This window comes from Rhodovulum sp. DZ06, assembly GCF_050586345.1.
Lineage (GTDB): Bacteria > Pseudomonadota > Alphaproteobacteria > Rhodobacterales > Rhodobacteraceae > JBOCEF01.
Genome location: NZ_JBOCEF010000011.1, coordinates 30,838 through 41,679, shown reverse-complemented (window position 1 = coordinate 41,679; position 10,842 = coordinate 30,838). Strand labels below are relative to the sequence as shown.

The 10,842-nt window shown below is 71.4% G+C and carries 9 protein-coding genes; 5 read left to right on the top strand and 4 right to left on the bottom strand.

The annotated features are described in order from the left end of the window. Positions 1 to 52: 52 nt before the first annotated feature. The 5 genes from ACQ5SO_RS07305 to guaD all read left to right on the top strand — a co-directional run bounded on the left by ACQ5SO_RS07305 (position 53) and on the right by guaD (position 6,047). Positions 53 to 1,201: a hypothetical protein gene (locus ACQ5SO_RS07305; protein WP_430940925.1), complete on the top strand. Its 1,149-nt coding sequence runs from the start codon at positions 53 to 55 to the stop codon at positions 1,199 to 1,201. A gap of 387 nt (positions 1,202 to 1,588) precedes the next feature. Beyond that, positions 1,589 to 2,662 carry a BMP family ABC transporter substrate-binding protein gene (locus ACQ5SO_RS07300; RefSeq protein WP_430940984.1) on the top strand — a complete coding sequence of 358 codons (1,074 nt, stop codon included), beginning with the start codon at positions 1,589 to 1,591 and terminating at the stop codon, positions 2,660 to 2,662. Positions 2,663 to 2,779: 117 nt separating this feature from the next. After that, a complete protein-coding gene (locus ACQ5SO_RS07295; RefSeq protein ID WP_430940924.1) occupies positions 2,780 to 3,550 on the top strand; it encodes an MBL fold metallo-hydrolase in 771 nt (256 codons plus the stop codon). A 758-nt stretch (positions 3,551 to 4,308) separates the two neighbouring features. After that, positions 4,309 to 4,764: an NUDIX domain-containing protein gene (locus ACQ5SO_RS07290; protein WP_430940923.1), complete on the top strand. Its 456-nt coding sequence runs from the start codon at positions 4,309 to 4,311 to the stop codon at positions 4,762 to 4,764. After that, positions 4,761 to 6,047 (top strand): guanine deaminase, encoded by a 1,287-nt coding sequence (gene guaD, locus ACQ5SO_RS07285; protein ID WP_430940922.1) that lies wholly within the window; start codon positions 4,761 to 4,763, stop codon positions 6,045 to 6,047. The genes ACQ5SO_RS07290 and guaD overlap by 4 nt, the downstream gene beginning before the upstream one ends. A 73-nt stretch (positions 6,048 to 6,120) precedes the next feature. Here guaD and ACQ5SO_RS07280 read toward each other — a convergent pair whose 3' ends face one another. The 4 genes from ACQ5SO_RS07280 to nuoN are packed head-to-tail and all read right to left on the bottom strand — an operon-like array spanning position 6,121 to position 10,841. Continuing rightward, positions 6,121 to 7,794, bottom strand: a complete 1,674-nt coding sequence (locus ACQ5SO_RS07280; RefSeq protein WP_430940921.1) for a ribonuclease J — start codon at positions 7,792 to 7,794, stop codon at positions 6,121 to 6,123. Continuing rightward, positions 7,791 to 8,579, bottom strand: coding sequence for a type III pantothenate kinase (locus ACQ5SO_RS07275; protein ID WP_430940920.1), 789 nt, complete (start codon positions 8,577 to 8,579; stop codon positions 7,791 to 7,793). The genes ACQ5SO_RS07280 and ACQ5SO_RS07275 overlap by 4 nt, the downstream gene beginning before the upstream one ends. Positions 8,580 to 8,632: 53 nt before the next feature. Next, complete coding sequence (locus ACQ5SO_RS07270) at positions 8,633 to 9,394, bottom strand: biotin--[acetyl-CoA-carboxylase] ligase (protein ID WP_430940919.1); 762 nt, start codon at positions 9,392 to 9,394, stop codon at positions 8,633 to 8,635. Between the two features lie 4 nt (positions 9,395 to 9,398). Next, positions 9,399 to 10,841: an NADH-quinone oxidoreductase subunit NuoN gene (gene nuoN / locus ACQ5SO_RS07265; RefSeq protein ID WP_430940918.1), complete on the bottom strand. Its 1,443-nt coding sequence runs from the start codon at positions 10,839 to 10,841 to the stop codon at positions 9,399 to 9,401. Position 10,842: the final 1 nt, after the last annotated feature.

The following is a 10,842-nucleotide window of genomic DNA, read 5'->3' as shown; positions in this document are numbered from 1 at the left end:
TGATGACATGCTGCAATTCGCGTTGACCGAAGATGGCGGCCGGGATCCGGCCATGACGAAGATGGAAACCGCGGCCCGCATGGCGGCCGCGGACGCGCTGTGGCGCGAGGGGTCGAACCCGTCGGCGCTGCTCGAGAGCTGGCCGGCGCCGGACCCCGAGGAAGAGGCGATCCTGATCGCCGCCGCCTCGCTTGCGCGCCGCAAGCTGGGCGCCCCCATCGCCGCCGCCGCCCTCGCGGGCAGCCAGGCCGGGGTGATCCTTCCGGCGGGCGACCGGGTGCGCATCGCGCTGCCCGTCGACGACCCGATCATCCAGCTGGTGGGCGGCCAGACCCGCATCGCCTCGGTGCGCAACGCCTCCGAGGACCCGCTGCTGTGCGAAAGCGCGCTCTGCGCCCGCGGGGTGATGGCCCGCACCGTGCTGGCCGCGCCGATCCGCCTGCCCGGCGGGCCGACCTTCGGCGTGATCGTCGCCGCCGCCCAGAACGAGACCGAGCCGACCGACCGCCAGCGGCAGGAGCTGATCCGCATCGGCGAGCGCACCGCCGAGGAGGTGCTGGAGCGGTACGCCGCCCGCATCGACCCCGAGACGGGCGCCCTGACCATGCAGGGCCTGGCCGCCGCGGTCCGCCGCGAATCCCGCCGCGCGGCGCTGCATGGCCGCACCGCCTGCGTCGCGGTCTTCGCCCTTTACCGCGCCCCCGGCGCCCCGCGTCCCTTCGACGGGCAGGAGGTGACCGAGGCCTGCCGCGCCGCGACGCTCGAAGACATCCGCATGGCCGATTCCGACCGCCTGCCCGGCCCGGTCCTGCGCGCGATCACCGACGCGGCGATCACCGGCCTGCGCCAGACAGACGTGATCTCCGCCGCGCCGACGCCGACCCGGAACGGGTCCATCGACAGCGCGCTCGACATGCCCGCCGCGGCGCAGACCGAGGGGCCGACCTGCATCGCCATGCTGATGCCGGAGACCTCGCTCGAGAACGCGCGCCTCTGCGCCCGCCGCGTGGTCGCGCGCCTCGCCGCGACGCCGCTGCCGCGCGCCCCGGGCCTGCATGTCTGCGCCGCCGGCGGCGTGGCCGAGGTGATCGCCGATGCCGAGGGCGGGCGCGACGCCATGCTCCGCACGCTCGAGAACGCCTATGCGGGGATCGAGGCCGCCCGGCGCGACCAGCGCCTGGTGGGCGTGCGCGCGGCCTGAGCGGCCGCCGCCCGAAGCGGGACCGACCCACAGCCCCGGCGCCCCGCGCCGGGGCTTTTTCGCGCGCCGCCCGCGCCGGGGCGGTTGTGCGCACCCCCCGCGCCGGGGCGCCGCCGCGCCCGGCCCCGCGCGCGCCGCCCGCGCGCCCGGCCCCGGAGGCGGCGCGGCCGGGCGGGCGAGCGGGGCCCTGCGCCCCCGAGCCCGGCCGCACGCCCTCCGTCGCCCCCTGACGCAACGTCGCCTTTCACGCGCACCGCGCCGCGGCGCCGCACCCGCGGGGCGTTCACGCTTTCGCAGGTGACGCGCCCCCGCCCCCTCGCTACGCTTCGCTTCAATCGAACCGGAACAACATCCGGTCGCCACCCGACAGGAGGCCCTGCCATGATGATGCGCCGCACCGCGCTCGCCCTTCTCTCCGCCGCCGCCGCGGCCCTTCTCGCCCCCGCCGCCAGCGCGCAAGACCCGCTCAAGGTCGGCTTCATCTATGTCGGCCCGGTCGGCGATTTCGGCTGGTCCTATGAGCATGACCAGGCCCGCCAGGCCGTCGAGGCCGAGTTCGGCGACAAGGTCCAGACCTCCTATCTCGAGAACATCCCCGAGGGCCCGGACGCCGAGCGCGCCCTGCGCCAGATGGCCCAGTCCGGCCACGACCTGATCTTCACCACCTCGTTCGGCTTCATGAACCCGACCCTGAAGGTCGCCAAGCAGTTCCCGAACGTGAAGTTCGAGCACGCCACCGGCTACAAGCGCGCCGCCAACGTCTCGACCTACTCCTCCCGCTTCTACGAAGGGCGCCACGTCATCGGCCTGATCGCCGGCCAGATGACCAAGTCGAACACCATCGGCTACATCGCCTCCTTCCCGATCCCCGAGGTCGTGCGCGGCATCAACGCCGCCTATCTCGCCGCCAAGTCGGTCAACCCGGACGTCCAGTTCAAGATCATCTGGGTCAACACCTGGTTCGACCCGGGCAAGGAGGCCGACGCCGCCAACGCGCTGATCGACCAGGGCGCCGACGTGATCATGCAGCACACCGATTCTCCCGCCGCGATGACCATCGCCGAGGAGAAGGGCATCTACGCCTTCGGCCAGGCCTCGGACATGGCGCAGTTCGGCCCGACCGCGCGCCTGTCGTCGATCATCGACAACTGGGCGCCCTATTACATCGAGCGCGTGAAAGCGGCGCTCGACGGGACCTGGGAGTCCACCGACACCTGGGGCGGCATCGACACCGGCATGGTCGAGATCGGCGCCTTCGCCGACACCATCCCCGAGGAGATCCGCGCGCAGGCCGCCGCGGCCGCCAAGGCGATCGAGGAAGGCGCGCTGCATCCCTTCACCGGCCCGATCAACAAGCAGGACGGCTCGGTCTGGCTCGCCGAGGGCGAGACCGCCGATGACGGCACCCTGCTGGGCATGAACTTCTACGTGGAAGGCATCGAGGGCGAGCTGCCCAAGTGATCCGCCGCGCAGACTGACGACACGGGGGGCGGGCCGCCATGGCCCGCCCCTTTCGCTTTGCGGCGCCGGGCGCGGGCCATAAGCTCGGGCCCCGATCCACGTGAAGGACGCCGCGCCATGAAGCTCACCCAGGTCCGCAACGCCACGCTGCTGCTCGACTATGCCGGGACCCGCATCCTGGTCGACCCGATGCTGGCCGAGCGCGGCGCCTACCCGCCCTTTCCCGGCACGCCCGACGGGCGCCTGCGCAACCCGCTGACCGCCCTGCCCCTGCCTGCGGCGGCGCTGGCGGAGGTCGACGCGGTGATCGTCACGCATCTCCATCTCGACCACTGGGACGCGGCGGCGGCCGCGGCGATCCCCGGCGCAACGCCCCTATACGCCCAGGACGACGCCGATGCCGAGAAGCTGCGCGCGCAGGGGTTTTCGGACGTGCGGATCATCGGCGCGGCGCCCGGACCGAACGGAATCGCGATGGCGAAGACCGGCGGCCAGCACGGCTCCGACCTCGCGATGGAAAAGCTCGGCGACCGGCTCGGGCAGGTCTGCGGCGTGGCGCTGTCGCACCCGGAGGAGCCGACGCTCTACATCGCCGGCGACACGCTGTGGAACGACCACGTGGCCCGGGCGCTGGCGGCGCATCGGCCGCAGGTCGTGGTCCTCAATTGCGGCGAGGCGGTGATCGAGGCGGTGGGGCCGATCATCATGGGCGCCGCGGATGTCGCCGCCGTCGCCGCCGCGGCGCCGGGCGCGGCGCTGGTCGCGAGCCACATGGAGGCGCTGAACCACTGCACCCTGTCCCGCGCCGGGCTGCGCGCGGCGGCGGAGGCGGCGGGGTATGGCGAGCGGCTGCAGATCCCCGCGGATGGCGAGACGCTGGCCTTCTGACACCCGCCGGGGGGCGCGGGGGGCTCCTGTCCCCCCGTTCACGCAGTCGCGACCGGCGTTGGTGAACATTGGTCTTCAAACTTCTGACGAAGGCCATTATATGCGCTGCACCCAAGGGCGCGGACCCCTCCCCTCCCCCCTCCCCGCGTCCGACAGAGGTCTGACAATGAAGGCTTTTCTCGCCGCGCCGGCGGTTTTCGGCGCGCTCGGCTGGCTTGCCCTGATGGCGGCCGTGCCGTTCTGATCCCCTCCCCTTTCACAACATGACCCGCGGCCGCGCCGGAGCCCCCTCCGCCGCGGCCGCGTCGCGTTCCGGGCCCCGGGACGCCCGGATCGTCAGACGCCGCGGCATTCGCGTAACGCGAGCGTGATATTGGAAACCCAAAGCGTGACGCAGACTTAAAATCCGCTGATATTCGCGATATTGACCACATTTTGGATACGAACAGGGGGTGCGCAGGGGGTTTGCAGCCCCCATGTCTCTTACACCGAAACGGTCGCGCCTCTCCCTCCCTCGGCGGCCACAACCAAAGGCCCGAAACCCATGACCTCCTTCCTCGTCCTGCCCGCCGTCTTCGCCGTCCTCGGCTACACGGCGCTGACGCTCGCCTCCTCCGTCGCCTGACGGGCGCCGCCCGGGACGGGAAGCGCCCGCCGCCCCCCGCCCCGGACGCCGCCGCCACGCCGCGGCTTGACCCGACCCGCGCGGGGCCCGAGGGTGGAGAGCCATCCGCCACAGGGACTTCCCGCGCCGCACCATGTCCAAGCCCCCGCGCCTCGCCGCGCGCGCCATCCTTCTTCGCGAAAACCGCGTGCTGCTGGTCAACGCCTTCCCCGAGAGCCTCGGGCGCCCGCCCCTGTGGTGCCTGCCCGGCGGCGGGGTGGAGGCGGGCGATTCCCTGCATGAGACGCTGGTGCGCGAGGTTGCGGAGGAAACCGGCCTGGCGATCACCCCCGGCCCCCTCGCCGCGGTGTCGGAGTTCCGCGACCCCGAGAGCGGCTTTCACCAGGTCGACCATTTCTTCCACGCGACGCTGACGCCCGGAGAGACGCCGGAGGGCCATGCCGACCCGGCGGGCGTCGTCACACGGCTGCGCTGGGCTTCGCGCGAAGAGCTCTGCGCCCTGCCCCACGCGCCCGCCTTCCTGGATCCGATGGCCTTCGACCCAGCCCCCGCCCGGTACCACGGCATTCGCAGGATGATCCGCACATGAAGACCCTGATCCTCGGCCGCACCCTGACCATGGATGCCGACCCGTTCCACGCGGCCCCCGAAACCTGCGCCACCTGGCGCGAGGCCGGGGGCGTGCTGGTCGAGGACGGGATCATCGCCGCGGTGGGCGAGGCCGACGCCCTGCGCGCCGCCCACCCGGACGCGGCGGTCGAAGACATGGGGGACGCGCTTCTGTCGGCCGGCTTCGTCGACTGCCATGTCCACTATCCCCAGACCGCGATCATCGGCGCCTGGGGCAAGCGGCTGATCGACTGGCTCAACGGCTACACCTTCCCCGAGGAGCTGCGGTTCAAGGACCCGGTCTATGCGCGGGCGCAGGCGGAGACCTTCCTCGACCTGCTCGCGCTGAACGGCACCACCACCGCCTGCGCCTATTGCACCGTGCATCCCGAGAGCGCGGAGGCGTTCTTCGCCGCCGCGCAGGCCCGCGGGCTGCGGATGGTCGCGGGCAAGGTGATGATGGACCGCAACGCGCCCGAGGGGCTGTGCGACACGCCCGAGCGGGGCGCGGCCGAGACCCGCGCGCTGATCGAGGCATGGCACGGGGTGGACCGCCTCCAGGTCGCGATCACGCCGCGCTTCGCGCCGACGTCTTCCGACGCGCAGCTCGCCGCCGCGGGGGCGCTGGCGGCGGAATTCCCGGACTGTCCCGTGCAGACGCACCTGTCCGAACAGCCCGACGAGATCGCCTGGGTGCGCGAATTGTACCCCGACGATCCCGATTACCTCGGGGTCTATGAGCGGCACGGGCTGACCGGCCCGCGCGCGGTCATGGGCCACGCGATCCACCTGACCCCGCGCGAGCATGCGCATCTCGCCGCCACGAAGACCCCGGTCGCGCATTGCCCGACCTCGAACACCTTCATCGGCTCGGGGCTGTGCGACGTGGCGGGGCTGAAGGCGGCGGGGATCCCGGTGGGGCTGGCGACGGATACCGGGGGCGGGAGCAGCTTCTCGATGCTGGTGACCATGCGCGCGGCCTATGAGATTTCCCAGCTGCGCGGCGCGCCGATGCACCCGGCGCAGCTGATGTGGCTGGCGACGGCGGGCTCGGCCGGGGCGCTGGGGCTGGGGGACAGGATCGGGCGGCTGGCGCCGGGGATGGAAGCGGATGTGATCGCGCTCGACCTGCGGGCCACGCCGGCGCTGAAGGCCCGGGCGGAGCGGTCGGAGAACCCGTGGCACGGGCTGTTCGGGGCGATGATCCTGGGCGATGAGCGCTGCGTGTCGGCGGTATGGTCCGGGGGGCGGCGGCTGCGTTAGGCCCCCGGCGAAGACGCAAAAAGGCCCGGCGCGATCCCTCGCGCCGGGCCTTTTCGTTCCGCGGGGGCGCGCCTCAGTCCTCGAGTCGCGTCACCAGCACGGCCACCTGGGGCTTCTTGCCCCACCAGCGGCGGCAGACGCGGCGGATGGCGCGGCTCGCCACGCCCTCCAGCCCGTCATCGGTGCGCTGCTTGCGGCTCGCCTTCTCGATATCCGCGTCGATCGCGTCCCAGATCAGGTCCTCGAGCGGCTGCGGCCAGCCATGGCCTTCCTGCGGGCCGCCGAGGATCTTCACCTCGGGGTCGGCCACCAGCTCGCCGTCCTCATCCACCACCAGCGACGCGATGACGAGGCCGTTGCGGGCCAGTTTCAGGCGCTCGCGCACCACGCCGTCGAGGGCGCCCACGAGGGTGTCGCCGTCGAGATAGATGCGCCCCACCTCGGCATGGTCGACGATCTCGGGGCGCGGGCCCGCGATGCCGGCGACGGCGCCGTTGGCCGCGACCACCGAGGGCACGCCGAGGCTTTCGGCCAGCGCCGCGTGGTGGGTCAGGTGGCGATGCTCGCCATGCATCGGGATGGCGACCTTGGGGCGCAGCAGCTCGTAGAGCTTCTCCACATCGCCCTGCCGCGCATGGCCCGAGACGTGGATCATCCCGCCATTGCTTTCGTCGAACACCTGCACCCCGCGCTCGGAGAGCTGGTTGTGCAGCTTGTACACCGCCTCCTCGTTGCCCGGGATGGTCTTGGAGGAGAAGATGACGGTGTCGCCATCGGTCAGCTCGACCGTGGGGTGGGAGCCGGACGCGATCCGCGCCAGCGCCGCGCGCCCCTCGCCCTGCGATCCGGTGACGATGTAGAACACGTTCTCCCGCGGCAGGCTGTCGGCGTCATCCTCGGAGACGGTGGAGGGCATGTCGGTCAGAAGCCCGCACTGCTCGGAGATTTCCACCATCCGCTTCATCGCGCGGCCCACCAGGACGATCTCGCGCCCCGTCTGCCGGGCGGCGAGCGCGAGCGAGCGCACGCGCGCGACGTTGGAGGCGAAGGTGGTCGCCGCCACCGCGCCCTTGGCGTTCCGGATCAGCTCGGTCAGGGGCGCGAGGACCTCTTCTTCCGAGTGGCCGCGGCCGGGGATCATCACGTTGGTGGAATCGCACACCAGCGCATGCACGCCCTCGTCGCCGATCTTGCGGAAGGCTTCCTCGTCGAACGGGTCGCCCATCTGGGGCGCGTGGTCGATCTTGAAGTCGCCCGAATGCACGATGCGCCCCGAGGGGGTGTCGATGACCAGGGCCGCGGCCTCGGGGATCGAGTGGGTGATCGGCTGGAAGCGGACCTTGAAGGGGCCGACCTCGACCACCTCGTCCTTCTCCACCAGGCGCACCTGCTTGGGGGAGGCGCCGGCCTCCTCCATCTTGCGCATGATGTTGGCGGCGGTGAAGGGCTGGGCGTAGATCTTGGATTTCAGCCGGGGCCAGAGGCGGCCCATGGCGCCGATATGGTCTTCATGCGCATGGGTGGCGAAGATGCCGTCCAGCTTGTCGGCCTGCGCCTCGATGAAGGACGGATCGGCCATGACCAGCTCGATGCCCGGGCTGGTTTCCATGTCGCCGAAGCCGACCCCGCAATCGACCATGATCCAGCGCCGCTTCGCGCCGTGGCCATGGCCGTACAGGTACATGTTCATCCCGATTTCGCCCGCCCCGCCAAGGGCGACGAACACCAGGTCGTCGGATTTCGTCATACGGTTTCTTTCGTATCAGTCGTGTTCAGGTCCCGGATCGTCACCAGGCCGCGTAGGGTGAGGCTGTCATCCACCTCGTCGATCACGTCGGTCCCGCGCGCGAACAGGGGCGAGAGGCCCCCCGTCGCGATGACCTTCATCTTCTTGCCGCGCTCATCCATGATCCGCCGGCAGAGCCCTTCGATCATGGAGACGTAGCCCCAGTAGATCCCGCTCTGCATGCAGGCGACCGTTTCCTTGCCGATCACCCGCTCGGGCTGGGTCACGTCGATTTCCGGCAGGGCCGCGGCCGCGCCCTGCAGCGCCTTGAGCGAGAGGTTCACGCCCGGCGCGATGATGCCGCCTTCATAGGCCCCGTCCTCGGCCACCACGTCGAAGGTGGTCGCGGTGCCGAAATCGACCACGATCAGGTCGCCCCCATAGGTGTGGAAGGCGCTGACGGTGTTCACCAGCCGGTCCGCGCCCACGCGGACATGCGGCTCGACCCGGACCTCGATCCCGATCTTGCACTCGGGCTTGCCGACCACGATGGGGCGGCAGCGGAAATACTTGTCGGCGAGGACCCGCAGGTTGAACACAGTGCCCGCGGCGGTCGAGGACAGCACCACGTCGTCGATCTGAGACGGCTTCAGCCCTATATGGTCCATCAACTGCCGAAGCCAAACGAAATATTCGTCCGCGGTGCGTTTCACATCCGTGGCGATGCGCCATTCCCCCTGGAACCGGCGCCCGTCATGGATCGCGAAGACCGAGTTGGTGTTGCCGACATCGATGGCCAGAAGCATGCGTTTCCCCCCTGCGGACGGCGCGTGCGCCGCCGCCGCGTCACCCCCGCGGCTCAGGGGAAGAACACGTCGGCGGCGGAGATCCGGCGCCGCGTCTCCCCGGTGTCTAGGACAAGTCGCCCGTCCTCGTCCAGATCGGCGAAGAGGCCGCGGATCGTCTCCTGCGGCAGGCGGGCCTCGATGATCTCGCCGATCCGGGCCGCGCGGGCAAGGAAGGCGGCGCGGATCGGGGCGAAGCCCTCGGCGCGGTAGAGCGCGTCCCAGCGGTCCCAGGCCTCGGCCAGGATGTCGAGGGCCTGTTCGGGGCTGGGGGGCGGCGCGACCTCGGCGGCGGCGATGGGCGGGAAGGCGGCGTCCGGCGCCCGCGGCGGGGCGGAGGCGAGGTTGACGCCGATCCCGACCGCGAGCCAGTGGACCGCGCGCCCGTCGCCCTCGCTTTCCAGCAGCACGCCGGCGACCTTGCCGCCGTTCAGCAGCGCGTCATTGGGCCATTTCAGCGCCACTTCGGCCCCCGGCGCGGCGCGGTCGAGAAGGTCGGCGACGGCGAGGCAGGCGACGAAGCTGTAGAGCGCGGCGGCCCCGGGACCCATGCCGGGGCGCAGCAGGAGCGTGGCGTAGAGGTTCCCCTCGGGCGAGGTCCATTCCCTGCCCCGCCGCCCGCGCCCGCCGGTCTGGCGCAGGCCGAGCAGCCAGACGGGGCCCGCCTCGCCCTGGCGGGCGAGGCGGCGGGCCTCCTCGTTCGTGCTGTCGAGTTCCGCGAAAACGCGCCGGGGGATGGCCCCCGGCGCGTTTTGCAGGTTCGGATTGTCGCCCATCGGCTCAGAACAGCCCGGCTGCGGCGGCCTTCGCCAGTTCCGGCACGCCGAGCAGGTTGACGCCCGGCAGCCAGGCCAGCCCCATCACCAGCGCCGAGGCGGCGAGGGCGAGGTTGTGGGTCACCGGCATCGACCCGGTCAGCGCCGCCGAGGGCTCGTCCAGGAAGATGATCTTCACGACGCGCAGGTAGTAGAACGCGCCGATGACCGAGGCGACCGCGCCCGCGACGGCGAGGGGGACGAGGCCCGCCTCCACCGCGGCGACGAACACGTACCACTTGCCGAAGAAGCCGACGAGCGGCGGGATGCCCGCGAGGCTGAAGAACAGCGCGCCCAGGGCCGCGGCCCGGCGGGGCTGCGATTTCCACAGGCCCGCGAGGTCATGGATCGAGGTGACCGGGGCGCCGTCCCGCTCCATGCACATGACGAAGGCGAAGACGCCCACATTCATGGTCACGTAGATCGCGAGGTAGACCAGCACCGCGGTCGCGCCCTGCGCCGTGCCGGCGGCGAGGCCGACCAGCGCGAAGCCCATGTGGCCGATCGAGGAATAGGCCAGCAGGCGCTTGAGGTTGGTCTGCCCGATGGCGGCGATGGAGCCGAGGAACATCGAGGCGATGGCGAGGAAGGCGATGATCTGCTGCCAGTCCGCGACCGCGTCCCCGAAGGCGCCGTAGAGCACCCGCACGAACAGCGCCGCCGCGGCCGCCTTCGGCGCCGTTGCGAAGAACGCGGTCACCGGGGTGGGCGAGCCTTCATAGACGTCCGGCGTCCACATGTGGAACGGCGCGGCCGAGACCTTGAAGGCGAGACCCGCGCAGAGGAAGGCCATGCCGAACAGCATCCCCAGCGACACGCCCTCGGCATGGACCACCTCGGCGATGGCCTTGAACTCGGTCGCGCCCGAATAGCCGTAGACCAGCGAGGCGCCGTAGAGCAGCAGGCCCGAGGAGAGGGCGCCGAGCACGAAGTACTTGAGGCCCGCCTCGGTCGACCGGATCGAGTCGCGCCGGAAGGCGGCGACGACGTAGAGCGCCAGCGACTGCAGCTCGAGCCCCATGTAGAGGGACATCAGGTCGCCCGCCGACACCATCACCATCATGCCGAGCACGGCCATGGCGACGAGGATCGGGAACTCGTATTTCAGCTGCCCGTGGCGGCGCATGTAATCCTCGGACAGCAGCAGCATCACGGCCGAGCCGAACAGGATCACGGTCTTGGCGAAGCGGGCGAACCCGTCCGCGATGAAGGCGCCGTGGAAGGCGGTCTCGGCGCCCGAGCCGAGGCTGACCTCCAGCCCCAGCAGGGCGAAGACCAGCGCCGTGGCCCAGGTGAGCGGCGAGGCCCAGCGATCCTGCCCGCCATAGGTCACGACCAGCAGCGCGAGCATGGCGTAGACGGCGAGGATCAGCTCCGGCAGCGCCGTGGAGAGATCTGCGGTGATCATG